Annotated in this window: 24 protein-coding genes, 2 tRNA genes and 1 other RNA gene; 16 read left to right on the forward strand and 11 right to left on the reverse strand. The window is 72.2% G+C overall.

Annotated elements, in window-relative coordinates:
• Window positions 1–265 precede the first annotated feature (265 nt).
• The 3 genes from purD to ffs all read right to left on the reverse strand — a co-directional run bounded on the left by purD (window position 266) and on the right by ffs (window position 4,212).
• Complete coding sequence (purD, locus tag ACZ7EC_RS13650) at window positions 266–1,522, reverse strand: phosphoribosylamine--glycine ligase (protein ID WP_471062195.1); 1,257 nt, start codon at window positions 1,520–1,522, stop codon at window positions 266–268.
• Between the two features lie 197 nt (window positions 1,523–1,719).
• A complete protein-coding gene (locus tag ACZ7EC_RS13655) occupies window positions 1,720–4,062 on the reverse strand; it encodes a DNA polymerase III subunit gamma and tau (RefSeq protein WP_471062198.1) in 2,343 nt (780 codons plus the stop codon).
• Window positions 4,063–4,117: 55 nt separating this feature from the next.
• Window positions 4,118–4,212: signal recognition particle sRNA small type (ffs, locus tag ACZ7EC_RS13660), an RNA gene on the reverse strand.
• 73 nt (window positions 4,213–4,285) lie between these two features.
• Here ffs and ACZ7EC_RS13665 point away from each other — a divergent pair.
• Together ACZ7EC_RS13665 and ACZ7EC_RS13670 are read left to right on the forward strand one after the other, a co-directional pair.
• Window positions 4,286–4,373, forward strand: a tRNA-Ser gene (locus ACZ7EC_RS13665).
• Window positions 4,374–4,773: 400 nt separating this feature from the next.
• The gene (locus tag ACZ7EC_RS13670; protein ID WP_471062201.1) at window positions 4,774–6,195 is read left to right on the forward strand and encodes an ATP-binding protein; all 1,422 of its coding nucleotides are present in this window, start codon (window positions 4,774–4,776) and stop codon (window positions 6,193–6,195) included.
• A gap of 48 nt (window positions 6,196–6,243) precedes the next feature.
• On the opposite strand, the gene ACZ7EC_RS13675 is transcribed toward ACZ7EC_RS13670, so the two are convergent.
• The 5 genes from ACZ7EC_RS13675 to ACZ7EC_RS13695 all read right to left on the reverse strand — a co-directional run bounded on the left by ACZ7EC_RS13675 (window position 6,244) and on the right by ACZ7EC_RS13695 (window position 10,800).
• Window positions 6,244–6,705 (reverse strand): GNAT family N-acetyltransferase, encoded by a 462-nt coding sequence (locus tag ACZ7EC_RS13675; protein WP_471062204.1) that lies wholly within the window; start codon window positions 6,703–6,705, stop codon window positions 6,244–6,246.
• A gap of 81 nt (window positions 6,706–6,786) precedes the next feature.
• Complete coding sequence (locus ACZ7EC_RS13680) at window positions 6,787–7,548, reverse strand: SDR family NAD(P)-dependent oxidoreductase (RefSeq protein WP_471062206.1); 762 nt, start codon at window positions 7,546–7,548, stop codon at window positions 6,787–6,789.
• On the reverse strand, window positions 7,545–8,021 hold the full coding sequence (locus tag ACZ7EC_RS13685; protein WP_471062208.1) for a cupin domain-containing protein: 477 nt from the start codon (window positions 8,019–8,021) through the stop codon (window positions 7,545–7,547). Before ACZ7EC_RS13685 ends, ACZ7EC_RS13680 begins: the two co-directional genes overlap by 4 nt.
• A 21-nt stretch (window positions 8,022–8,042) precedes the next feature.
• Window positions 8,043–8,630 (reverse strand): GNAT family N-acetyltransferase, encoded by a 588-nt coding sequence (locus ACZ7EC_RS13690; protein ID WP_471062210.1) that lies wholly within the window; start codon window positions 8,628–8,630, stop codon window positions 8,043–8,045.
• A complete protein-coding gene (locus ACZ7EC_RS13695; RefSeq protein WP_471062212.1) occupies window positions 8,620–10,800 on the reverse strand; it encodes a penicillin acylase family protein in 2,181 nt (726 codons plus the stop codon). Before ACZ7EC_RS13695 ends, ACZ7EC_RS13690 begins: the two co-directional genes overlap by 11 nt.
• Window positions 10,801–10,893: 93 nt before the next feature.
• Here ACZ7EC_RS13695 and ACZ7EC_RS13700 point away from each other — a divergent pair, with 93 nt between their 5' ends.
• Together ACZ7EC_RS13700 and ACZ7EC_RS13705 are read left to right on the forward strand one after the other, a co-directional pair.
• Entirely contained in the window at window positions 10,894–11,487 is a 594-nt protein-coding gene (locus ACZ7EC_RS13700; RefSeq protein ID WP_471062214.1) for an HhH-GPD-type base excision DNA repair protein, read from the forward strand.
• A gap of 77 nt (window positions 11,488–11,564) precedes the next feature.
• The gene (locus ACZ7EC_RS13705; protein WP_471062216.1) at window positions 11,565–12,260 is read left to right on the forward strand and encodes an HdeD family acid-resistance protein; all 696 of its coding nucleotides are present in this window, start codon (window positions 11,565–11,567) and stop codon (window positions 12,258–12,260) included.
• 68 nt (window positions 12,261–12,328) lie between these two features.
• On the opposite strand, the gene ACZ7EC_RS13710 is transcribed toward ACZ7EC_RS13705, so the two are convergent.
• Window positions 12,329–13,714 carry a helicase HerA-like domain-containing protein gene (locus ACZ7EC_RS13710; RefSeq protein ID WP_471062218.1) on the reverse strand — a complete coding sequence of 462 codons (1,386 nt, stop codon included), beginning with the start codon at window positions 13,712–13,714 and terminating at the stop codon, window positions 12,329–12,331.
• 133 nt (window positions 13,715–13,847) lie between these two features.
• Between ACZ7EC_RS13710 and ACZ7EC_RS13715 the strand changes: the two genes are divergently transcribed.
• Both ACZ7EC_RS13715 and ACZ7EC_RS13720 read left to right on the forward strand, forming a co-directional pair.
• On the forward strand, window positions 13,848–14,144 hold the full coding sequence (locus ACZ7EC_RS13715; protein WP_003986294.1) for a type II toxin-antitoxin system VapB family antitoxin: 297 nt from the start codon (window positions 13,848–13,850) through the stop codon (window positions 14,142–14,144).
• A gap of 198 nt (window positions 14,145–14,342) precedes the next feature.
• Window positions 14,343–14,996 (forward strand): LytR C-terminal domain-containing protein, encoded by a 654-nt coding sequence (locus ACZ7EC_RS13720; protein ID WP_471062220.1) that lies wholly within the window; start codon window positions 14,343–14,345, stop codon window positions 14,994–14,996.
• A 100-nt stretch (window positions 14,997–15,096) separates the two neighbouring features.
• Here the strand turns inward: ACZ7EC_RS13720 and upp are convergent, their stop codons facing one another.
• A complete protein-coding gene (gene upp, locus ACZ7EC_RS13725; RefSeq protein WP_471062221.1) occupies window positions 15,097–15,732 on the reverse strand; it encodes a uracil phosphoribosyltransferase in 636 nt (211 codons plus the stop codon).
• A 104-nt stretch (window positions 15,733–15,836) separates the two neighbouring features.
• Here upp and ACZ7EC_RS13730 point away from each other — a divergent pair, with 104 nt between their 5' ends.
• The 8 genes from ACZ7EC_RS13730 (at window position 15,837) to ACZ7EC_RS13765 (ending at window position 20,483) form a co-directional block, all read left to right on the forward strand.
• Entirely contained in the window at window positions 15,837–16,031 is a 195-nt protein-coding gene (locus ACZ7EC_RS13730; protein ID WP_471062863.1) for a hypothetical protein, read from the forward strand.
• Window positions 16,032–16,352: 321 nt separating this feature from the next.
• Complete coding sequence (locus ACZ7EC_RS13735) at window positions 16,353–16,895, forward strand: tRNA adenosine deaminase-associated protein (protein WP_471062865.1); 543 nt, start codon at window positions 16,353–16,355, stop codon at window positions 16,893–16,895.
• Window positions 16,896–16,963: 68 nt separating this feature from the next.
• The gene (tadA, locus tag ACZ7EC_RS13740; RefSeq protein WP_471062867.1) at window positions 16,964–17,395 is read left to right on the forward strand and encodes a tRNA adenosine(34) deaminase TadA; all 432 of its coding nucleotides are present in this window, start codon (window positions 16,964–16,966) and stop codon (window positions 17,393–17,395) included.
• 45 nt (window positions 17,396–17,440) lie between these two features.
• A tRNA-Ser gene (locus ACZ7EC_RS13745) sits at window positions 17,441–17,525 on the forward strand.
• A 155-nt stretch (window positions 17,526–17,680) separates the two neighbouring features.
• Window positions 17,681–17,860, forward strand: coding sequence for a hypothetical protein (locus ACZ7EC_RS13750; protein WP_037650636.1), 180 nt, complete (start codon window positions 17,681–17,683; stop codon window positions 17,858–17,860).
• Window positions 17,861–17,870: 10 nt separating this feature from the next.
• Entirely contained in the window at window positions 17,871–18,164 is a 294-nt protein-coding gene (locus ACZ7EC_RS13755) for a Dabb family protein (protein WP_471062223.1), read from the forward strand.
• 164 nt (window positions 18,165–18,328) lie between these two features.
• Complete coding sequence (locus ACZ7EC_RS13760; RefSeq protein ID WP_471062225.1) at window positions 18,329–19,183, forward strand: RNA polymerase sigma factor SigF; 855 nt, start codon at window positions 18,329–18,331, stop codon at window positions 19,181–19,183.
• 385 nt (window positions 19,184–19,568) lie between these two features.
• Entirely contained in the window at window positions 19,569–20,483 is a 915-nt protein-coding gene (locus ACZ7EC_RS13765) for an RNA polymerase sigma factor SigF (protein ID WP_471062227.1), read from the forward strand.
• A gap of 394 nt (window positions 20,484–20,877) precedes the next feature.
• On the opposite strand, the gene ACZ7EC_RS13770 is transcribed toward ACZ7EC_RS13765, so the two are convergent.
• Window positions 20,878–21,081, reverse strand: coding sequence for a hypothetical protein (locus ACZ7EC_RS13770; protein WP_079175287.1), 204 nt, complete (start codon window positions 21,079–21,081; stop codon window positions 20,878–20,880).
• A 207-nt stretch (window positions 21,082–21,288) separates the two neighbouring features.
• Here ACZ7EC_RS13770 and ACZ7EC_RS13775 point away from each other — a divergent pair, with 207 nt between their 5' ends.
• Window positions 21,289–21,783, forward strand: a complete 495-nt coding sequence (locus ACZ7EC_RS13775; protein ID WP_471062229.1) for a MarR family winged helix-turn-helix transcriptional regulator — start codon at window positions 21,289–21,291, stop codon at window positions 21,781–21,783.
• An 88-nt stretch (window positions 21,784–21,871) separates the two neighbouring features.
• Window positions 21,872–24,361: an MFS transporter gene (locus tag ACZ7EC_RS13780; RefSeq protein WP_471062869.1), complete on the forward strand. Its 2,490-nt coding sequence runs from the start codon at window positions 21,872–21,874 to the stop codon at window positions 24,359–24,361.
• The last annotated feature ends 27 nt before the right edge of the window (window positions 24,362–24,388 follow it).

Raw genomic sequence — 24,388 nt, forward strand, 5'->3', positions numbered from 1 at the left:
GGCATCCGCCACTGACAACGCAATGCCGGTGGGCCAAGTGCGCAATGCCGGTGCGCCACGTGCGTGCGGCCGGTGCGCCAAGCGCCGGAACGCTTGCGCGGCACCCTAGTTGCGGCCCCGGCCCACGTCATCAGGATGGACGATTGCTCACTCGATGGAATGGCTTTGGTCAGAGCTGGGTGACAGACAGCAAAGATCAGGCCCCGGATCGCGGATCCGGGGCCTGCGGGGGTGAAACAGGAGATGGGAGGCGTCGGGGCGACGCTCAGAGCGTCCCGTCGGCCGCCTTCGCCGCGATGTCGGTGCGGTGCAGCGCGCCGTCGAGCCGGATCCGGCCCACCGCCCGGTACGCCCGCTCACGCGCCTCGGTCAGATCCTTGCCGGTGGCGGTGACGGACAGCACCCGGCCGCCCGCGCTGACGACCGCGTCGCCGTCCTGCCGGGTGCCGGCGTGCAGCACGTAGGCGTGCGGGGCGTCCTCGGCGGCGACCTCGGCCAGACCGGTGATCGGGTCGCCGGTGCGCGGGGTGCCGGGGTAGTTGTGGGAGGCGACGACGACGGTGACGGCCGCGTCCTCGCTCCAGCGCAGCGGCGGCAGGTCGGCGAGGTTGCCGGTGGCGGCGGCCATCAGCAGCCCGGCCAGCGGGGTCTTCAGCCGGGCCAGCACGACCTGGGTCTCGGGGTCGCCGAAGCGGGCGTTGAACTCGATGACCCGCACGCCCCGGCTGGTGATCGCGAGACCGGCGTAGAGCAGCCCGGAGAACGGCGTACCGCGGCGCCGCAGTTCGTCCACCGTCGGCTGGAGCACGGTGTGCAGCACCTCGTCGACCAGCTTCGGGTCGGCCCACGGCAGGGGCGAATAGGCGCCCATACCGCCGGTGTTGGGGCCCTCGTCGCCGTCCAGGGCGCGCTTGAAGTCCTGTGCGGGCTGGAGCGGTACGACGGTCTCGCCGTCGGTGACCGCGAACAGGGACACCTCGGGGCCGTCGAGGAACTCCTCGATCACCACGCGCTCGCAGGCGGCCGCGTGTGCCTTGGCGGCGGCCAGGTCGGAGGTGACGACGACGCCCTTGCCGGCGGCGAGTCCGTCGTCCTTGACGACGTAGGGGGCGCCGAAGGCGTCGAGGGCGCCGGCGATCTCCTCGGCGGTGGTGCAGACGTACGACCGGGCGGTCGGTACCCCGGCCGAGGCCATGACGTCCTTGGCGAACGCCTTGGACCCCTCCAGCAGGGCGGCCTCGCCGGAGGGGCCGAACACCGGGATCCCGGCGGCGCGCACGGTGTCGGCGACCCCGGCGACCAGGGGGGCCTCCGGGCCGACGACGACCAGCTCGGCACCGAGGCGCTGCGCCAGGGCGGTCACCGCGGCACCGTCGAGGGCGTCGACCTCGTGCAGCTCGGCGACCTCGGCGATGCCGGCGTTGCCGGGGGCGCAGTGCAGCGCGGTGACGTCGGGATCGAGGGACAGGGAGCGGCACAGGGCGTGTTCGCGGGCGCCGCTGCCGATGACGAGGACGTTCACGGGGTCAGCCTAATGGCAAGGTTGCCGAAGGCTGGGGGGCGGGGAAGTCGTATGTTCCTACAGGGGCGGGTGAGGCCGGGTGGCTCCGTCGTCCGTCGGGGGCGGGGACATCGTGGTTGATCGCGCAGTTCCCCGGCGCCCCAGGGGTTGCCGGAGCCGTCGGCTTGAAAGGGGCCCTCGGCCCCCCTCAAGGTTGCTCACTCGTTGGTGAATTCCTCCACCACCGTCGCGCCCAGTTCGCGGACGATCAGTTCGTGGCCGGAGAGGGCGGATTCGTCCAGGTCGGGGTCGTCGTCCTCGGGGATGTCGTCCTCGATGGAGACGGGGGGCGGCTCGGGGGCGGAAGGGCGGGGGGTGGCCGGGCCGGATGCCGGGGCGGCGGGGCCGCCGGACGGCGGGGTGGAGGGCTGCGCGGCGGACTGGGTGGGCGCGCTGGGGCGGGGCGCGGGCGAGGAGCCGTAGCCACCGCTGCCGGACGCACCGCCACCGCCGTAACCGCCGCCGGGGGCACCCGAGCCGCCACCGCCGAAGCCCGTGGAGCCGCCCGGAGCCGGGGGTGCGGAGCCGCCGCCGGACGGGTCGACCAGCGACTCGATCTTCCACTGCACGTTGAACTGCTCGGCCAGCGCGGCCCGCAGTACGTCCTCGCTGCCGCTGCTCGCGAAGTTGTCACGCGCCCCGGCGTTCACGAAGCCGAGCTGGAGGGTGGTGCCGTCGAAGCCGGTGACCTGGGCGTTCTGGCTGAGCAGGATCCAGGTGAAGCGCCGGCGGTTCTTCACGGCCTCCAGAATGTTCGGCCAGAGCATGCGGGGATCGAGACCGCCGGCGGGAGCGGCCGCGGGGGCCTGGGGGGCCGGGGACGCGGAGGCGGCGGGAGCGGGCTGGGCCGGCGGCTGGGGACCGGCCGCGGGGGCCTGCTGCTGCGGAGCGCCGGGCGCGGCGGCCGTGGGCCAGCCACCGGGGCGCCGTCCGCCTCCCGCGGGCGCGGCCGTGGGCCAGGCGCCGGGGGCGGCGGCGGGCGGGGCCCCCGAGGGGGTGGGCGCCGCCGCGGCGGGAACAGGCTGCTCGGCGGGGGCGGGAGCAGGAGCGGGCGCCACCGGAGCGGCAGGCGCGGGGGCGGGCGTGGGCGCAGGTGTGGGTGCGGGGGCAGGCGTGGGTGCGGGCGCAGCCGGAGCCGTACCACCGCTCCCCGGACCAGCCCCCGGACCGGAAGCGGGACCGGAGCCGGGACCGGCTCCCCCCGGCCCGCCGGACCCCCGCACCGCCGCCCGTGCCGCCGCGGGGCCGCCGCCGGGCGGGACCGCCGGGGCCGGGGCGCCGCCGTGGGCCTCGGGACCGGGGACGTAGCCCATGGCGGGCGCGCCGGTACCCGCGCTGAAGTGGACGCCGCGCTCGATGCGGTCGAGGCGGGCCATGAGGGAGCGCTCGTCGCCGTAGGCGGCGGGGAGCAGGACGCGGGCGCAGATGAGTTCGAGTTGGAGGCGGGGCGAGGTGGCGCCGCGCATCTCGGTCAGACCCTCGTTGACCAGGTCGGCGGCGCGGCTCAGCTCGGCGGCACCGAAGATCGATGCCTGGGCCTGCATACGCTCCAGGACGTCGGCCGGGGCGTCGATGAGCCCCTTGTCGACGGCGTCCGGCACGGCCGCGAGGATCACCAGGTCCCGGAGGCGTTCGAGCAGGTCGGCGACGAAGCGGCGCGGGTCGTTGCCGCCCTCGATGACGCGGTCGACGACCTCGAAGGCGGCCGCGCCGTCACCGGTGGCGAAGGCCTCGACAACGGAATCGAGGAGGGAGCCGTCGGTGTAGCCGAGGAGGGCGGTGGCCATGGCGTACGTCACACCGTCCGCGCCCGCGCCGGCGAGGAGCTGGTCCATGACGGACATGGAGTCACGGACGGAGCCGGCGCCCGCGCGCACGACGAGCGGCAGCACGCCTTCCTCGACGGGGATGTCCTCCCGCTGGCACACCTCGCCGAGGTAGTCCCGCAGGGTGCCGGGCGGCACGAGCCGGAACGGGTAGTGGTGGGTCCGCGAGCGGATGGTGCCGATGACCTTCTCGGGCTCGGTCGTGGCGAAGATGAACTTGAGGTGCTCGGGCGGCTCCTCGACGACCTTCAGCAGGGCGTTGAAGCCGGCCGACGTGACCATGTGGGCCTCGTCGATGATGTAGATCTTGTACCGGCTGCCCGCGGGGCCGAAGAAGGCCTTCTCGCGCAGCTCGCGGGCGTCGTCCACACCGCCGTGGGAGGCGGCGTCGATCTCGATGACGTCGATCGAACCCGGCCCGTTGCGCGCGAGGTCGCGGCAGGACTGGCACTCGCCGCACGGGGTGGGGGTGGGACCCTGCTCACAGTTGAGGCAGCGGGCGAGGATGCGCGCGCTGGTGGTCTTCCCGCAGCCACGCGGTCCGCTGAACAGGTACGCGTGATTGACCCGGTTGTTCCGCAGCGCCTGCTGCAGCGGGTCGGTGACATGCTCCTGCCCGATGACCTCGGCGAAAGTCTCGGGACGGTAGCGGCGGTACAGCGCGAGAGACGACACGCTTACGAGGTTATAGGCGCCCACTGACAACCGGTCCCGCCGAAGCCCCGGCAACGCAGACGCCCCCCACGCACCCGCCAGAGCCGACCTACCCTTGCTGCCTTCCGGCCCTGGGGGAGTTCAGTCAGATAGCGCCGCGTGAGGGGCTACGCAGAGAGTACCCGATCCGGGCCTGCGGGAACGAGTTCGCGAGCACCCTCCTCGGTCATGTAATGTTCCGACCGGAGGATTCGCCTAGAGGCCTAGGGCGCACGCTTGGAAAGCGTGTTGGGGGCAACCCCTCACGAGTTCGAATCTCGTATCCTCCGCCAGTGCCTCACCGGGCACGATGTCGATGGGCCCCGCTGCTTGCAGCGGGGCCCATCGACGTTGAGGCTCGCAGTTGCCGCGACGACTCTCTGCGCGCCACAAGAAGCCGGTCTCGTTCTGCGCCCGCTCGAGCTCTCCTGGCAAGATCCACGCATCGGGGGTCTCTGGCCCGAAAGCGCCGTCCCCCGCGCCGCGGACAAGTGCGCCCCCGCCGATGCCGGCCTCCGCCTGCCGAGAGACCCGCCGCTCAAGGCCATGCCGAAGGCGCCCATCGTCGTCGGTCGCGACCGACCTTCCCCCACTGCGACACCCACAGCGGCATGAGCCTCATTGCCGAGCGAAGGCAAGTTGGTATCGGTCGCGATAGTATCGGTAGCGATACTATCTCTGGCAGGAGACTGCATGCGCCGTTTCATTGGTCGGGAGCGCGAACTCGGCGTGCTCGGCAACGCCCTGCAGACGGTTCGCGACGCCGCCGGGTCGGCGAAACCCGGTCAGTGCATCCTCATGCGCGGGCGGAGGCGGGTCGGCAAGTCCAGTCTCGTCGAGGAATTCATCCGGCGGACCGAGACGCCGTACCTCTTCTTCACCGCGGCGGGCGGTACGGCGGAGGACGAGCTGACGGAACTGCTCGACGCCGTCGCCAGATCCACCCTGCCTCAGCGGGAACTCTTCTCCGAGGAGACCCCGAATCAGTGGAATGCGGCGCTCAGGCTGCTTGCGGAGATCCTGCCCGACGACACTCCCAGCGTCGTCGTCATCGACGAGGTTCCGTATCTGATGGACCGCATCGACGCCTTCGAGGGGATGCTCCAGCGGGCATGGGACCGGCTGCTCAGCCGCAAGCCGGTGCTTCTCCTCCTGGTCGGGTCCGACCTGTCGATGATGGAGGCGCTGAACAGCTACGACCGGCCTTTTCACCAGCGGGGCCGGGAAATGATCGTGGGGCCTTTGAACCCGGCCGACATCGGCGAAATGCTCGGCCTGTCTCCGGCGGCCGCGTTCGATGCCGCTCTGATCACGGGGGGCCTGCCCCTGATCTGTGCAGAATGGCGGGCCGGAGCGGATCTCTGGGAGTTCCTCCGCGACTCGCTGGACAACCCGATCTCGGCGCTGCTGGTCTCCGCTGAACGGTCACTGGCCGCAGAGTTTCCACCGCAGGCGATGAGCAGGGAAGTCCTGCGGGCCATCGGATCCGGGGAGCGGACCTTCACCAACATCGCGCGCGCGGCGGGCGGCATCGCCCACACCACTCTCACCCGAGCCACTGACGTCCTGACCGAGAAGAGAGTCGTGGCCGCTGAGCTGCCGCTCTCGCTCAGGCCGTCGAAGGAACGCCGCTACCGGGTGGCCGACCCCTACCTGCGCTTCTGGCTGGCATTTCTGGATCCCCACATGGCGGAGATCGAGCGGATGCGAGGGGATCTCACTCTGAGCCGGATCAAGGAGCAGTGGACGAGCTGGCGGGGCCGCGCGATCGAGCCCCTGGTCCGGGAATCCCTCGCCCGGCTCCTGCCGGACGGCCTCCTGCCCGCCGCCCCGGCGATCGGCGGGTACTGGACCCGTAGCAATGACGTGGAAATCGACGTGGTGGGCGCCGATCGGCAGCCGGTGGCCGAGCAGTTGTTCTTCCTCGGCTCGGTCAAGTGGTTGGAGAACTCGGCGTTCGACAGCCACGACCTGGCAGCACTGCAGAAGCACCGGGCGGCGGTCACCGACCAGCCGGTACCGCTCGTGGCGGTCTCCCGCAGCGGGACCAGGTGTTCCGGTCTCCAGGCGGCCTACGGACCCGACGAACTGCTCGCCGCCTGGCGCAAGGTGTGAGCGGGGCCGGGTGTCGGGCGAGCAGGAGCGACGAGGCCGCCGCCCGTCTCACCCGGTCTCGTCGAGCACCAGCATGATGTGCTCGTCCGTGCCGTGCCGGATCGTCCCGGTGCGCCGGAAGCCGTGCTTCTCCAGCAGCCGCACCGAGCCGGTGTTCCCGCCGAACGGATCGGCGTACAGGGGGCGGGTCTTCTCGCGTTCCAGGAACTGCGTCAGCGCCCGCGTGCCGACGCCCCGCCCCCAGTACTGGCTGCCGAGCCAGTACCCGATGAAGCGCCGGTCCCCGTGCCACCACGCCACCACGTTGCCCGCGAGCCGCCCGTCGACGGTGACGGCCTGCACGAAGACGGTGGGGTCGCCGAGGACCCTCGTCCTCCAGTGGGTCATGAAGGCTTCCCGCTCCCGCGGCACGAACTTCGATCTCCGGGTGGCCTCGGGGTCGTGCTCCTGCGCGAGGAACTCCTCGAGATCGGCTTCTTCGACGTCTCTCAAACGCACCTGATCGCTCATGGCCGGAGTCTGCCACCGGCCACTGACAATGCCGGGGGGCCCGGAGGGGACGGCGGCGGCACCGTCGTGGTGGTCCTCTCCTCACCAACCGGGCCGCGCCGACACACCCCCGTCCACCACCAGGTCGTGCCCGGTGATCCAGGAGGCGAGGGGGGAGGCGAGGAAGACGCAGGCGTCGGCCACGTCCTCGGGGCGGCCCAGCCGGCCGGCGGGTGCGGCGGCGAGCCAGCGGCGGACGCCGTCCGGCCAGGCATCGGCCAGACCGGGGCGGTCGATCAGGCCCGGAGAGACCGTGTTGACCCGGATGCCGTCGGGGCCGTACTCCTGGGCGGCCGCGCGGGCGTGCGCCACGACCGCCGCCTTGGCCGCGCCGTAGTGGGCGTGGCCGGGGGCGGGGCGTCCCGCCTCGATGGAGGCGATGTGGGTGATGGTGCCGCCTCCGTGGCCCCGCAAGTGGGCCGCGGCGGCCTGGGTGCACGCGAAGACGCCGGTGAGGTCGGTGTCGAGCACCCCGCGCCACTGGGCGGCGGTCATGCCGGGCAGCGGCTGGACGGGCTGTACGGCCGCGTTGTTGACCAGCGCGGTGAGCCGGCCGCCGGACCACTCCAGGGTGTCGCGGACCAGGCGGTGGCAGGCGTCCTCGTCGGTGAGGTCGGCGCGCAGGACGACCGCCGCGCCGCCCTGTGCCCGGATCCGGTCGGCCGTCTCCCCGGCCGCGGTGAGCGCCGTACGGCAGTGCAGGGCGACCGCCGCGCCCTGCTCGGCGAAGCGCAGCGCGATGGCGCGGCCGATGCCGCCGCCCGCGCCGGTCACCAGGGCGGTCTGTCCGTCGAGGAGGCTCATGGGCGGCACAGTTCCCTGATCCGGGCGGCCTCGGCGGGGTAGCGCGCCGTGAGGTCGGCCGCATCCCCGTGTTCGTAGTCCGGGTAGGTGAAGCCGGGGGCGGTCGTGCAGCCGAAGAACGTCCAGGCGCCGCCCGCGACCACCCGCGCGCCCATCCAGGTACGGGCCGGGACGGTCAGCTGGAGCTGCTGTCCGGCGCGCAGCTCGGGGCCGAGGACGGCGGTGCGGGTGGTGCCGTCGGGGGCGAGGAGCAGCAGGTCCAGCGGGTCGCCGAGGTAGAAGTGCCAGATCTCGGCGTAGGGCAGGCGGTGCAGGGCGGAGTAGTCGCCGGCCGTGAGCAGGGCCACGATGGCGGCGCCCTCGGGGCGGCCGTCCGCCCGCTCGGGCCCCGCCCAGGTACGCCGGAACAGGCCGCCCTCGCGGGGGATCGGTTCGAGTCCGTAGTGCGCGATCAGCTCGTGCTCAGTCGTCACTCCCGGAAGGCTACCCCCGCTCTACCGCGCTTCCAGGAAGGCGAGTTGGGCGTGCTTCTCGGGCAGGTACACGTCCGGGAGGTCCACCTCGGGCAGGACGACGGCGGGTCCGGGCACGAAGCCCTGGCGGACGAAGCGGGCGATCGCCTTGGTGTTGCGGACGTCCGGGTCGACCACGAGCCGGCGCCCGCCGAGTGCGGTCAGCGCGTACGTCGTCAGGACCGTGAGCAGCGCGGACGACCAGCCGGGGCGGGCTCCGGCGGCGTCGGCGGGGGCGAGGAGGACGTGTACGCCGAGGTCGCCGGGGCGGACGTCGTAGCACTCGCCGACGCGGTCGGCGGCGGGCTGGTACGTCTGGAACAGTGCGGCCGGGGCGCCGTCCTTGGTGACCAGGTGGGCGTGGTGGGTGTCCAGGGTGGCCATGTGGGCGTAGATCCCGGCCACTTGGTCGCGGGTGAGGCCGGTCATGCCCCAGAAGGCGGCGCGTTCCTCGTTCACCCAGGCGTGGATCACATCCGCGTCGGCGGCGGGGTCCAGGGGGCGTACGCGGACGGTGCCGAAGCCGTCGACGTGCTGTTCGTACGGCGTCTCGTGCGCGTCAGTGGTCATGCGGGTGCTCCAGGGTGCGGTCGGGGGTGAGCCGGTTCCAGTCGGTGACGACGGGGGCGAGTTCCCCCCGCAGCCACAGGGGGAGTTGGTCGTGGTGGTGCGGGCTGCCGGGGACGCCGTCGGCGCCGAAGGGGACCACCCAGCGGCTGGCGTCCCGGTCGGCCAGGTCCCAGACCCAGCGCGCGGCGGGCCCGCGGGCGGCGTGGTCGGTGACGCCGGGCACGGCGGAGGTGCACAGCACGCAGTCGTGGTCGCCGGCCAGTCCAGGAGCGGCTGGGCCGTCCGGCAGGGCCTGCCAGGGGGCGAGGCGGTGGGTGTCGGACCAGGTACCGGCGGGCGGATCGGCGGCCACCGCCTCGACTGCCGTACGGATCAGGTTCGTTCGGTCGATGCCGTACAACTCCTGTGCACGCAGCAGGTGTTCGAGGGCGTATCCGATGCGCGGCACGAGTGCCAGCCACGGGCGCAACGCCTGCGGGTACGCCGGGGGCCGGGTGAGCGGCTCGAACACCGGCTCCGCGGCGAGGAGTCGTACGACGGCTGTGCGCAGCGCCGCGTAGGCCGCCGCGTCGGCGCTGTCGGCGTCCATGCGGCGGTTCCACGCGAGCAGGCGGTCGCGCAGGCCGGCCGCGGCCGGGGTGAGGCCGTCGAGCGCGGCGAGGCGGCCGAGGAGGGGGGCGGCGGAGGCGAGGTGGGTGTCGGTGTGGATCGCGGCCATGTCCCCGGCGCTCCAGCGGCGGCCGGCGTCGAGGAGGGCGCGGATGCGGTCGGCGCGGTGCGGCGGGGCGAACTCCACGCCGAGCGGGGCGGCCGGCCCGCGCTGGTTGGCCATCACGGCGATGCCGTCCGGGACGGGGGCGTACGGCAGTTCGTGCCAGCCCTGCCAGTCGTGGCCGGGGCGCCAGGCGGGCACGGGGTGGAGGCGGTTGGCGCGGGCGCGCAGCGGGACGCGCCCGGCGACGCGGTGCAGGGTGCCCCCGGCGGTGTCGGCCGCCTGGACCACGTTCACCGGCTCGCACCAGGCGTCCAGGGCCCGGTCGATGTCGGCGACGCGCCGCGCGCGCAGGAGCGGGAGCAGGGCGCTGAAGCCGAGGTCCTCCGTGACGCGCGGCGGGTACCGCAGGGCGAGCGCGGTGCCGTCGGCGGCCGGGCGCGTCCCGTCCGGTTCGCCCGTGCGGCTTTCGCCGCCGGGTGCGGGTGGCTCCTGCGCGGCGCCCCCGCCGTCGGCGTCCCGCGGGTCGTACGACGCCTCCGGTCCGCCCGCGATCACCGGCCCGCGCTCCGTCTCGATCACCTCGATCCCGACCGGCGCCTCCCCCGCGACCTCCAGCGTCTCGGTGTGCGCGTGCGCCGGGTGCCAGCGCCCGTCCGGGCCCAGCGCCTCGACCGAGGGGCCCGCGCGGCGCAGGCGTTCGCGGTAGAGGTCCTGGTAGTCGGCCATGGCGTTGGTGATGCCCCAGGCGACCGCGCCCGCGTGGCCGAAGTGGGGCAGGCCGGGGATGCCGGGGACGGCGAGGCCGAGGACGTCGAACTCGGGGCAGGCCAGACGGATCTGCTGGTAGACGCCGGGGTCCTCGATGAAGCGGTGGGGGTCGCCGGCCAGCAGCGGGCGGCCGGTGGCGGTGCGGGCGCCGGAGAGCAGCCAGCCGTTGCTGCCCGCCGTGCCGGGGCCGTCCGCGGCGAACAGGCCGACCGCGTCCGGGCCGAGGTGCCCGATCGCCTGCTCACGCCAGAGCTTGGCCGGGAAGCCCGCGAACAGCAGGTGGGTGGAGAGCCAGACGGCGAGCGGGGTCCAGGGCTCCCAGCGGCCGGGGATGAGCGCGGTGCGGGCGAACTCCGGGGCGCGGCGGGCCCCGGCCGGCAGTCCCTCGTTGACGCCGTCCGTGTACGACCGTACCCAGCGCGCCGTCTCCGGGTCCCGGCGCTCCAGCGCGGCGAAGCAGCGGCGGGCGGTGTCGGCCAGGCGCGCCCGGCGGGCGAGGACGTCCCAGGGGACCTCGCCGGAGCCGAGGAAGGACGCCGACGTGCCCTGGGCGCGGTGCCGTTCGACCTCCAGTTGCCAGGCCCGGTCGAGCGCGGTGACCCGGCCCTGGGCACGGGCCAGGGCGTGGACGTCCGCCGCGCGCAGATGGGGGATGCCGAAGGCGTCGCGGTAGATCTCGGCGGTCACCCCGAGCCCTCCAAATCTTAGGTAAGCCTTGCCTAATCTCTGTCGGGAATCGTACGCGACGCGCGATCACCCGCGGCGCGGGATCATCGACCCATGGACGTCACCCTGCACCTCGCCCAGGACCCGGCGGCCGACGCACTGCTCGGCCGCTCGCCCCTCGCCGCGCTCATCGGGATGCTGCTGGACCAGCAGGTCCCGATGGAGTGGGCGTTCAAGGGGCCCCGGACCATCGCCGACCGGCTCGGCGCCGAGGACCTGGACGCCCACGAGATCGCCGCGCGGGACCCGGAGGCGTTCGCCGCCCTGCTCTCCGGAAAACCGGCCGTGCACCGCTATCCGGGCTCCATGGCCAAGCGCATCCAGCAGCTGTGCCGGTACCTGGTGGAGCACTACGACGGGGACGCCGAGGCCGTCTGGCGCGGAGTGGACAGCGGAGCCGCGCTGCTCGAACGACTGGAGGACCTGCCGGGGTTCGGGCGGCAGAAGGCGCAGATCTTCCTCGCGCTGCTGGGCAAGCGGCTCGGCGTGGCACCGGCGGGCTGGCGCGAGGCCGCCGGCGCCTACGGCGAGCCGGGCTCCTACCGGTCCGTCGCCGACATCACCGGACCGGACTCGCTCGCCAAGGTGCGGGCCCACAAGCAGGAGATGAAGGCCGCGGCCAAGGCGGCGAAGGCGGCCCGGAAGTAGCCCGCGGACGGGCCCGGAAGTACGCCTGGTGGCCCACTCGGGTGGCGGAACGCGCGAAACCGTTCCGAGCATGGAACATGACCGAGGCATCGCGACACGGCCCGGAATGGGGCCGCGAGTACGACGACCAGCACGTCCACGGCGGCCACCCGCCGGGCGCCCCGCACGATCCGCAGACGCGCCGCGAGCGCCATGAGGCCGAACCGCCGGAGGAGGGCCCGCTGCACGCCCTGGCCAAGGCCGCCTGGCAGGTGGTCCTGGTCACCGGGATCGCCTCGCTGGTCCTGGGCATCCTGGTCCTGGTGTGGCCGCGCCACTCGCTGGCCGTGGCCGGCGTCCTCTTCGGGCTCTACCTGCTGGTCAGCGGCGTCTTCCAGCTGACCGCCGCCTTCGGCACCCACCAGGCGACCTCGCTGCGGGTGCTGGCGTTCATCAGCGGCGCGCTGTCGATCCTGCTCGGCCTGCTCTGCTTCCGCGGGCCCATGCAGTCGATCCTGCTGCTCGCGCTGTGGATCGGCATCGGCTGGCTGATCCGCGGGATCACCCACACCATGGCCGCGATCTCCGATCCCCGGATGCCCGCGCGCGGCTGGCAGATCGTGCTCGGCGTCCTGACCTTCGTCGCCGGGATCGTGCTGATCGACTCGCCCTTCCGGTCGGTGGCGGTGCTGACCCTCGTCGGCGGCATCTGGCTGGTCGTGGTCGGCATCGCCGAGATCATCACGGCGTTCGGCATCCGGCACCGGGCGAAACAGGTCCCGCAGACCGTCTGAACCGGACCGGCCGGCCCGGTCCGCACCGGCTCACCGCCCCCGGCGCGCCTCCCGCGCCCTCCCGGACCTCACCGCCTCCGGCGCGCCGTCCCGAACAGGGACCGGGTGATCTCGCGGCCCAGCTGCGTGCCGACCGAGCGGGCCAGGGACGTGAACATCCCGCTGCCCACGACCTGATCGACCAGCGAGGGCTCCTCCTTCGCCGGGCGCTCGCGCGGGGCGGCGGGCGCCGGTGCCGCCGCCGGAGCGGCGCTCAGCTTCTCGTACGCCGACTCGCGGTCCACAGCCTGTGCATAACGGCCGTGGAGCGGCGAGTTCCGTACCGCGTCGTCCAATGCGGCCGGATCCAGCGGGCCCATCAGGGACTCGGGGGCGCGCAGCCGGGTGGCGGCGACCGGGGTGGGCGCGCCGCTCTCGCCGAGCACGGTCACCACCGCCTCACCGGTGCCGAGCCCGGTGAGCAGCTCCTCCAGGTCGTACGACGATCTCGGGAAGGTCCGCACGGTCGCCCGCAGCGCCTTCTGGTCGTCCGGCGTGAAGGCCCGCAGCGCGTGCTGGACGCGGTTGCCGAGCTGCCCGAGGACGTCGGCGGGCACGTCCTTCGGGGTCTGGGTGACGAAGAAGACGCCGACGCCCTTGGAGCGGATCAGCCGTACGGTCTGCGTGATCGACTCCAGGAACGCCTTGGAGGCACCGTCGAACAGCAGATGCGCCTCGTCGAAGAAGAACACCAGCCTCGGCCGGTCGGTGCCGCCGATCTCGGGCAGGTCGTGGAACAGGTCGGCGAGCAGCCGCATCAGGAAGGTGGAGAACAGCCGCGGCCTGTCCTGTACGGCGGCCAGTTCGAGGACGGAGACGACGCCCCGCCCGTCGTCCGCCGTGCGCAGGAAGTGGGCCGTGTCGAACTCCGGCTCCCCGAAGAAGTCGATCAGCTCCAGGCCCTTGGTGTCGGCGTAGTGGAAGATCAGGCCGAGGGACTGCTCCTGGGTCTGGTTGAGCCCGAGCACCTTGGACAGCAGCACCGGGCCGAAACTCGTGACGGTGGCGCGCACCGGGATGCCGTGACCGATGCCGCCGAGCGCGTAGAACTCCGCCGGGAAGCCGGCCGGGGTCCAGCTCTGGCCGACCTCGCCGGACCGCTGCCGTACCCGGTCGCTCTCCTGGCCGGGGCGCGCGATGCCGGACAGGTCGCCCTTGACGTCCGCGAGGAACACCGGCACGCCCCGCGCCGACAGCTGTTCGGCGATCAGCTGGAGGGTCTTGGTCTTGCCGGTGCCGGTGGCGCCCGCGACCAGGCCGTGCCGGTTGAGCATGGCCAGCGGGACGCGGACCGGGGCGTCCGGGAGGCAGGCGCCGTCCCACAGGAGGCCGCCGAGGTCGGGGGCGGCCCCGGAGAAGGCGTATCCGGCGGCGATCCTCCGGACCGGGTCGGGGCCCGCGTCGCGGTCGCTCATCTGCTCCCCCTGTTCCTTCGTCAGAGCTCCTGCCACCGGAAAGCGGCATTTGTTCTTTTTGCGGAACCTTTTCAAGGGTCGCACTCGGGCGCCATGGCTGCGCCCGGAACGTCTGGGCCGGTAGGCTTTCCGTGTGATCTTCAAGCGCATCGGAAACGGCCGGCCGTACCCCGATCACGGCCGGGAAAGCACCCGGCAGTGGGCGGACGTCGCGCCGCGCCCGGTCCGCCTCGATCAGCTCGTGACGACCAAGCAGCAGCTCGACCTGGAGACCCTGCTCGCGGAGGACTCGACGTTCTACGGCGACCTCTTCGCGCATGTCGTGAAGTGGCAGGGCGATCTCTACCTGGAGGACGGCCTGCACCGCGCGGTGCGCGCGGCGCTCCAGCAGCGCCAGGTGCTGCACGCGCGAGTGCTCGAACTGGGCTGACCGCGCCGGCCGGGCCGGGCCACGCCCGTACGCCCTGCGGCAGCCGCCGACTCAGCCCTGCGGCACCCGCGGGTCAGCCCCGCGACACCCACCGGGTTAGCCCTGCGGCACCCGTCGATTGACCCTTTCGGGTTCCGCTGAGCGCCCTCGACTGATCATCCGATAGGCATCACCGCCCCGGCACACTACGCTGCGTTCATGAGCATGCTGACTCCCCCCGGCATGGGCGGCAAATACCGGATCACGGGGACGAAGTACCCCCGGATGCGCCGTCCCCGGCGGCGAGGCCGGGTGGTCGCGGCCGTCCTGGCCTCCGTGTGCACACTCGGCCTGATCGGCTGGGGCACGCTGGAGCTCATCGACGTCTTCAGCGGGGGCGGATCGACCGCCGAGGCCGCGAAGCGGTGCCCGGCCAAGGGCAAGGCCGACGCGACACGGACCGCGACCGCGCACGGCGGGAAGGTGCTGCCGCCGCCCGGCAGGATCACCGTGAACGTCTACAACGCCACGGCCCGCACCGGGCTCGCCAAGGACACCGCGGACCAGCTGAAGAAGCGCGGGTTCAAGATCGGTGACGTCGGCAACGCCAGTGCGCAGTACGACAAGAAGGTGAAGGGCGCGGGCCTGGTCCTCGGGCCGACGTCCGCGGTCGACACGTCCCTGCCGGTGCTCGGCGCGCAGGTCGCCGGCGCGCAGCAGCGGCCGGACGGGCGCAAGGGGGCCACCCTCGATCTCATCCTCGGGGACGGGTTCAAGGGGCTGGTGAAGGCGGCGGACGCGGACAAGGCGGTGACCGCTCTGACCGCGCCGGCGCCCGCGAACGCCGTCGGCTCTGCGAAGAAGGGCTGCTGAGGGTCCGTCGCCGGGTGCGGGTCCGGCGCGGCTGAGCGCGCCCCCGCCGCGGAGCCGCACAGCGATGCGGCCCCGCGCCGGTCCGGCGCCCGGAAGGCCCCTACTCCGCCGCCCCGTACAGCCTGTCCCCCGCGTCGCCCAGGCCCGGAATGATGTAGCCGTGCTCGTTGAGGTGGTCGTCGACCGCGGCCGTCACCACCGTCACCGGCGTGCCCGCCAGTTCGCGCTCCATCAGCTCGACGCCCTCGGGCGCGGCCAGCAGGACCACGGCCGTGACGTCGTCCGCGCCGCGCCGGATCAGCTCGCGGATGGCGGCGACCAGCGTGCCGCCCGTGGCCAGCATCGGGTCGAGGACGTAGACCTGGCGGCCCGAGAGGTCCTCCGGCATCCGGGTGGCGTACGTGGAGGCCGCCAGGGTCTCCTCGTTGCGGATCATGCCCAGGAAGCCCACCTCGGCGGTCGGCAGCAGCCGGACCATGCCGTCGAGCATGCCGAGACCGGCGCGCAGGATCGGCACGACGAGCGGGCGGGGGCGGGCGAGCTTGACGCCGGTGGTGCGGGCGACCGGCGTGTCGATGTCGACGATCTCGGTGCGCACGTCCCGCGTGGCCTCGTAGGCGAGCAGGGTGACCAGTTCGTCGGCGAGCCGCCGGAAGGTCGCGGAGTCGGTGCGCTGGTCGCGCAGCGTGGTGAGCTTGTGAGCGACCAGGGGGTGGTCGACGACGTGGAGACGCATGTCCATAACGGTACCTGCGCCCCCGCGCCGGTCGGCGCTGGCGTCAAACCGCTCGTCGGGGGCAGGGTGACAGGGACGGACTGGGGTGGTGTGACGTGTCTGACCTGCCTGACAAGCCCGACGACGCGGACGTGACCGGGACGAGGAATCCCGAGGCCGAGGCCGAGCGGCGCCGCCGCAGGGCCAGATTCCTGCGCGAGCTGGCCGAGGCCCGCGCCCTGCGCGCGCGGGTCCAGCCGCGACGCGCCAAGGCGGCCCGGCTGCGCCACGCGATGCGGATGCGCACCTTCCGCTGGTGAGGCCGGGGCCATGAGCTGGGACCCCTGGGCAAGAAGCGGGTGAGGAAGATCGCCGGCCGCGCCGACGTTTCCGCGGTGGGCGTGCGTGAGCCCCGGCCAAAGCCGCGTACGATCCGCAGGTGGCCGCAATGAGAGCGCTGGTGACTCTGTGACGATTCACGCTCGAAACCGCCAGACACAGGGAGCCGAAGACGTCCCCTGAACGCCTTGTTTCTGCCACGATTCCGAGTGGGTGGGGCTCGGAGCCCAGCTCTCTCCGCCCAAGAACCTCCGCCGGGGGGACCCCCAACCGGCACGCCTATGACCAGTGGGAGAGTCACGGTGTACTTCGCCGCACTGCTCGCGCGCACCGAAGACGGGTGGGAAGCGAGCGACACAGAGCTCGACGATGTGGAGACCCTGTCGGATCTGGCCGATCTGGCCCGTGAATCCTCTCCCGAGGAGGACACGGTGCTCGTCCTGATCGAGCAGGAGGACGCCTGGTTCGGCGTCGTCCGCGTGGACGGGGAGGAGGACCCCCGGATCTACGTCTCCGACGCGGCCGCCGCCGCCCGCAGCGCCTACGGCGAGCTGCTGCTCACCGATGAGCTGCTGGGCCGGGAACCCGGCGCGACCGACGGGCCGGACCTGGACGAACTCGATCTCGACGGCACCGAGGACGGCGAGTCCGAGGCAGCCGACGACGACGCGGACGAGCCGGTCGGCACGGGCGACGCGGTGCCGCACAGCCCGGTCGGCGACAGCGGGATCCTCGACGACCTGGGGATCAGCGAGAAGGAACTGCGCTCCCTGGACGCCGACGACGCGCTCGGTTCCATCGCCGAGGCCCTGGGCGCCTCGGAGGTGCTGGAGACCGTCCGCTGACCGCGGGACGACCGGTGACCGGCATCCGTGAGGCACCGGACCCGGTGCGCGACCCCTGGCGGGACGCGATGCGGCTCGCCCTGGCCGAGGCCGGGGCCGCCGCACGGGGCGGGGACGTCCCGGTCGGCGCCGTCGTGCTGTCCCCGGACGGTACGACGGTGCTCGCCACCGGCCACAACGAGCGCGAGGCCACCGGCGACCCCACGGCGCACGCGGAGGTCCTCGCGATCCGGCGGGCCGCCGCGCGCCTCGGCGAGTGGCGGCTGACCGGTTGCACGCTCGTGGTCACCCTGGAGCCGTGCACCATGTGCGCGGGCGCCCTGGTGCAGTCCCGCGTGGACCGGGTCGTCTACGGCGCCCGCGACGACAAGGCAGGTGCCGCCGGCTCGCTGTGGGACGTGCTGCGCGACCGGCGGCTCAACCACCGCCCGGAGGTCGTCGAGGGCGTCCTCGCAAAGGAGTGCGCCGCGCTCCTCACGGAGTTTTTCCGGGATCGCTGAACACCGATTTCGAACCATGCCCCGCCGTGCTGTAGGGTCTCCCTCGGTAGCGTGTCCGAGCGGCCGAAGGAGCTCGCCTCGAAAGCGAGTGTGGCGCAAGTCACCGAGGGTTCAAATCCCTCCGCTACCGCTTCCGAAAGGGCCCCGTCATACGGCGGGGCCCTTTCCGCATGCGTCCAAATCGCCTTGCGCGGCGGGCCGTTGGTCCCCGATAAAGGGGTGAACGTTACACTCGCCGCCGACGAGCAGGGGCCCAGCGGGTCATGGACACAGGGGAGGGCCGCGGTGGCGGTGAACGCCAAGAAGATCGTTCTGTACGCGCTCGTGGTCTTCGTGCTGTACGTGATCATCACGGACCCGGCCAAGGCGGCCAGCTATGTCCAGATAGGCTTCGAGGGCATATCGGACGCGGCCAGGGCCATCGGGGACTTCATGACCTGGGCCGCCAACGGAGGAAAGAACTGAGGTACTCCGCATGATCCGGCACCTGGTCCTGTTCAAGCTCGACGAAGGCGTCGAACGCGACGATCCGCGGGTCGAGGCGGGCGTGGCGGCCTTCCGGGCGCTGCCCGGCCAGATCGAGGAGCTGCGCTCCTGGGAGTGCGCCTGGAACATCACCGACCGCCCGATCGCCTACGACTTCGCGATCAACTCGTCGGTCGAGGACACCGCCGCGCTCCAGCGCTACCTGGACCATCCGGCCCATCAGGCGGGCGTCGCCCTGTGGCGCGAGTTCGCCACGTGGGTGATCGCGGACTACGAGTTCTAGCACCGGTTCGCCACGAGCCTCCCCGAAGCCTCCCGCCGCGCAGGCGGGGGGCTTTCACGCGTTTCAGGCCCCAACTTGTCAATGATTGAACACAACACGGCGTTATCCGGTGCTTGCACACAGTGCACATGTCTTGTGATGCTATGACCGCTTTTGACGGATGATTGACCGAAGAGGTGGCGTTGACCGTGCCGGCCAGTACTGCGCCGCCCCAGGAGGAGGCCCCCGTCCCCGCCTCTGTGCCCCCAGGGAAGCGCCGCGGCGCGGACACCCGTGCCCTGACCCAGGTCCTCTTCGCCGAACTGAAGGAGCTGGCGCCGGGCACCGCGGAGCACAACCGCGTGCGCGGGGCGCTGATCGAGGCGAACCTCCCGCTCGTGCGCTACGCCGCCGCCCGCTTCCGCTCCCGCAACGAGCCCATGGAGGACGTGATCCAGGTCGGCACCATCGGCCTGATCAACGCCATCGACCGCTTCGACCCGGACCGGGGCGTGCAGTTCCCGACCTTCGCCATGCCGACCGTCGTCGGAGAGATCAAGCGGTACTTCCGGGACAACGTCCGCACCGTGCACGTGCCGCGCCGGCTGCACGAGCTGTGGGTGCAGGTCAACAGCGCCACCGAGGACCTGACCACGCTGCACGGCCGCTCCCCCTCCACCGCCGAGATCGCCGAGCGGCTGCGGATCAGCGAGGAGGAGGTGCTCAGCTGCATCGAGGCGGGCCGCTCGTACCACGCCACCTCCCTGGAGGCCGCACAGGAGGGCGACGGGATGCCCGGACTGCTGGACCGCATCGGCTACGAGGACCCGGCCCTGGACGGTGTGGAACACCGCGACCTGATCCGCCACCTCCTGGTCCAACTCCCCGAGCGCGAACAGCGGATCCTGCTGCTGCGCTACTACAGCAACCTCACCCAGTCGCAGATCAGCGCGGAACTCGGCGTCTCCCAGATGCACGTCTCCCGGCTGCTCGCCCGCAGCTTCCAGCGGCTGCGCTCGGCGAACCGCATCGACGCGTAACCGGCGGCCACGGCCGCCCCACGAGACGCCCGCCGTATCACAGGGCGCGGGGCGCATACCGGACGATTCGGTGGTCGCATGGTGGGCGCACCGAAGCACACACCCGAACAGCTCTGCATCGCAAACCCGATCGAGCGCTCACCGCCGCGAGCGATTCGCTCACCAGGGCTGTTGCCGCTGAAGGCGACCCGAAAGCCCGTCAGACCCCTTTTATCCAGCGGTGATTCGCATCTCCCGTGTCGACATGTCACTACAGCGTGTTGCCGACATGTGACATTCTGCGGGAGATGCGTTTGCCGGGGCTCCGGCACCGGTATTCAGGTGAAGGCTGCGTTGGTCGTCCGACGGCGCGGCCGTGACCGTCCCGCGACCCGAAGGGGGTGGCATGTCCGCAGAACAGGGCAGCTCGAAAGTGCTGACGCCCGCGAAAAGCGAGGCGGCGCCCAAGGAGCTCGACGCACTCGATGTCCTCGACGGCATCGAGGGCGTCACGTCCCTCGACGCCGTGCCTGCCCCGGCCATCCCCGCCACGGGCGAGGCCATCGACACCCGCACCCTGTCCCGCTCCCTGTTCCTGCGCCTGGCCACGCTGGACGAGAACAGCCCCGAGCGCGCCTACGTCCGGGACACCCTGATCGAGCTGAACCTGCCGCTGGTCCGCTACGCGGCGGCGCGCTTCCGCTCGCGCAACGAGCCGATGGAGGACATCGTCCAGGTCGGCACCATCGGCCTGATCAAGGCGATCGACCGCTTCGACTGCGAACGGGGCGTGGAGTTCCCGACGTTCGCGATGCCGACGGTGGTCGGCGAGATCAAGCGCTTCTTCCGCGACACCTCCTGGTCGGTGCGTGTCCCGCGCCGCCTCCAGGAGCTGCGCCTGGCCCTCACCAAGGCCAGCGACGAGCTGTCGCAGAAGCTGGACCGCTCCCCGACGGTCACCGAACTGGCCGCCGTCCTCGGCGTCTCCGAGGAGGACGTGGTCGACGGCCTCGCGGTGGGCAACGCGTACACCGCCTCCTCGCTGGACTCCCCGGCACCGGAGGACGACGGCGGCGAGGGCTCCCTGGCCGACCGGCTGGGCTACGAGGACACGGCCCTGGAGGGCGTGGAGTACCGCGAGTCCCTCAAGCCGCTGCTGGCCAAACTCCCGCCGCGGGAGCGGCGGATCATCATGCTGCGCTTCTTCGCCAACATGACCCAGTCGCAGATCGGCGAGGAGGTCGGCATCTCCCAGATGCACGTCTCCCGGCTGCTCACCCGGACCCTGTCCCAGCTGCGCGAGGGTCTGATCTCGGACTGAGGCCCTTCCTGACGGGGCGCCAGCCACCATGGCCGGGCGCTCCGTCACGGGACGCTTCGTACGACGACATGACCACCCGGCCGCCGACGCGCCCGCACGGAAGCCTCGGCGGCCGTCGTGTGTCCCGGCTCGGCCACGGGGGCGTACGCCGGCTCGGGCGGCGGGGCCACTCCCCCGGACGCCACCGGCTCCCCGGCCGGCGCCACCGGCCCCCTGGGGCACCGCTTTCGCGCACGCCGGGATCGGCGCCGTACACGACACACCCGGCCTGCCCTCTCCGACCGGGACGGGCGGCGGCGCGGGTGTGAACACGGGGCGGGTGGCGGTCGTACGACCCCCGCCCCGCCCCACCGGTCCCGTCCCGGAAAAGGGGGCTCCCCTCCGGGTGCGCGGGTTACTTCAGCGCGAGCCAGGCGACGCCGGCCACGACCACGAGGGCCACGATGACGCCGATGATCACGCCGACGCGCGGACCGGAGGAGGAGGCGGCGGCCGCCTGCTGCTGACGCCCCTGCGGAGCCTCGTCGACGAACGCGCGGAACATCTGAGTGCTGCCGGCAGGGTCGTAATTGCCCTGGGGGCCCTGGGTGTTAGCCATGGCCCGAGACCTTAGCGAAGACGGGCCGGGGCACCCAAGTGGGGGGCCACCGGGACAGACGGGGACACCCTTCGCGGACCCACCTGCGTATTCACATCCGCAACGCTATGCCTTTGCCAAGGTTTTGCACAGGTTCCCGCCCACTTATTTGCCTGTAGCAACCAATGGAGCTTATGGTTGCCCCAAGCAACGAATACGGGAGGTGTGATGGCCGAGCATGCGCAGTTTGACGAGCTTGCGCGTCAGCTCAGCGCCGTCGGCGCCGTTAAACGGGATCTCGTGCGGGTACTGCCCCCCGAGTGTCCCGGAGGCTCGGCCGCCGTGCTGACGCTGCTCGGCCGGCACGGCGCCATGCGCATGAGCAAGCTCGCGGAGCTGCTGGCCGTCGATCTGTCGGTGACCAGCCGGCATGTCGCGCACGTCGCCGCACGCGGCTGGATCGAACGGCTCCCGGACCCGGCGGACAAGCGCTCGCGCATCCTGCACCTGACCGCCGCGGGCCAGGAGCAGCTGGACGAGCTGTCCCGGCGGACCTCGCAGCTGCTCGCGGAGCGGCTCGGTGACTGGACCGACGACGAGGTCGCCCAGCTCACCCGGCTGATGACCCGCCTGCGCTCGTCGTTCGGCGACTGCCGGCCCCCCTCGGCCCGGCCGTCCGCTCCCGTGATCGAAGAGACCACCCGTACACCCGCAAGCACGTAAGAAAAGGAAGCCCATGGCAACGACCACACCAGCCGGTGTGCGGGCCCACGCCAAGCACGGGGGAGGCTCCTCGGCGGGCGACGCCCCGATGACCCACCGGCAGATCATGGAGGCGCTCTCCGGTCTGCTGCTCGGCCTGTTCGCCGCCATCCTGTCGTCCACGATCGTCACCAACGCACTGCCGACGATCATCAAGGACCTCGGCGGCGGCCAGTCCGCGTACACCTGGGTCGTCACCGCGGCCCTGCTGGCGATGACCGCCTCCGTGCCCCTGTGGGGCAAGCTGTCCGACCTGATGAGCAAGAAGGCGCTCGTCCAGATATCCCTGGTCATCTACGTGGCCGGCTCGGTCATCGCCGGTCTCGCGCCGAACCCGGCGATGCTGATCACCGCCCGTGCGATCCAGGGTCTCGGCGCCGGCGGTCTGTCCGCCCTGGTGCAGGTCATCCTGGCCGCGATGATCTCCCCGCGCGAGCGCGGCCGGTACTCCGGCTACACCGGCGCCACCTTCGCCGTGGCCACCGTCGGCGGCCCGCTGCTCGGCGGTGTCATCACCGACACCAGCTGGCTCGGCTGGCGCTACTGCCTGTTCGTCGGCATCCCCTTCGCGCTGATCGCGCTGTTCGTGCTCCAGAAGACCCTGCACCTGCCGCTGGTCAAGCGCGAGGTCAAGGTCGACTGGCTCGGCGCCTTCTTCATCACCGCGGCCGCCTCGCTGCTGCTGATCTGGGTGACCTTCGCCAACGACAAGTACGACTGGCTGTCCTGGCAGACGTACGTGATGGTGGGCGGCACGATCCTGCTCGCGCTGGCCTTCGTCTTCACCGAGACCAAGGCGTCCGAGCCGATCATCCCGCTGCGCCTGTTCCGCAACCGCACGATCTCGCTGGCCTCGGTGGCCTCGCTGTTCGTCGGTGTCGGCATGTACGCGGGCACCGTCTTCTTCTCGCAGTACTTCCAGCTGGCGCGGGACAAGACCCCGACCATGTCCGGTGTGATGACCATCCCGATGATCGGTGGTCTGTTCGTCGCCTCCATGGTCTCCGGGCGGATCATCTCCAGCACCGGACGCTGGAAGAACTGGCTGGTCGCCGGCGGTCTGTTCCTCACGGCGGGCCTGTCCCTGCTGAGCCTGATGCGCTACGACACCCCCTACTGGCAGCTCTCCATCTACATGGCGCTGCTGGGTATCGGCGTCGGCATGATGATGCAGAACCTGGTGCTCTCCACGCAGAACCAGGTCGCCCCGAAGGACCTGGGCGCCGCCTCCTCCACGGTGAGCTTCTTCCGCTCCCTCGGCGGTGCGGTCGGCGTCGGCGTGCTCGGCTCGGTCATGTCGGACCGAATCAGCCACTACGCCAAGAACAGCATCGGCGAGCTGGGCCTCAAGGAGCGGATGGCCGCGGCCAAGGCCGTGGGCGGCGGCGAGCTGCCCGACATGAACAGCCTGCCGCTGCCGATCCGTCATTGGCTGGAAAGCGCCTACGGGCACGGCATCGCCGACGTCTTCCTCTACGCGGCACCCTGCGCCCTGGTCGCCTTCATCGTGGTGATGTTCATCAAGGAGGTCCCGCTGCGGACGACCGGCGCGCTGGCCCAGGCCGCGCAGGAGAAGGCGGGGACCGTACAGAACACGCTGGAGAGCACTGTGGAGAACACCATGCAGAACGTGCCGGGTGAGCCCGTCCAGGAGAAGGTGCCCAGCCTGACCGCGCCGGCCCCGGTGGTGGGCGCCTCCGAGGCGCTGGCCACCGCGACCGCCTCCGCCGCGCCGATGACGGCCGTGGCGACCATCGCCGAGCCCGGCTCGGGCGGCGACGGCACCCCGGTGCACGGCTTCGTCCGCGGCGCCGAGAGCGCCCCGGTGCCGGGGGCCGCGATCACCCTGATCTCGCTGGCCGGCCGCCAGCTCGGCCGCTCCGTCGCCCGGACCGACGGCTCCTACGCGCTGGCCGCCCCCGGCGCCGGCAGCTACGTCCTGATCGCCTCCTCCGACGGCTACCAGCCGCAGGCCTCCACCATCGTGGTGGGCGAGGAACCGCTGTCGTACGACATCCTGCTCAGCGGCACCAGCGGGCTGACCGGTGTGGTGCGGGCCAGCGGGAGCGCGCTGCCGGTCAAGGACGCCATGGTGATCGTCACCGATGTGCGCGGTGACCTGCTGGCCACCGCCGCCACCGGGGAGCAGGGCGAGTTCGCCTTCACCGACCTGGTGCCCGGACCGGTGACCGTCGCCGTCAACGCGGGTGGTTTCCGGCCGCGCGCCCTGCCCGTCGAGGTGGCCGTCACCGGTATCACCCGGATCGACGTCGACCTGGACGCCGGCGCCCGTCTCCAGGGTGTCGTCAGGGCCCCGCACGGCCCGCTGGCCGACGCACGGGTGACCCTGGTCGACCAGGCGGGCAACGTGGTCGGCAGCGCCACCACCGGTGCGGACGGCGCGTACGCCTTCACCGACCTGGACAGCGGCGAGTACACCGTCATCGCGACCGGCTACCCGCCGGTGGCGACCGCGCTGACCGTCACCGGCACCGGTGCCGACGGTCACGACATCCAACTCGCCCACCCCGGCGAGTAGTTCGGCCCGGCCCGTGGCAGGGCACGC

The sequence above is a fragment of the Streptomyces sp. NPDC037203 genome (assembly GCF_055605065.1).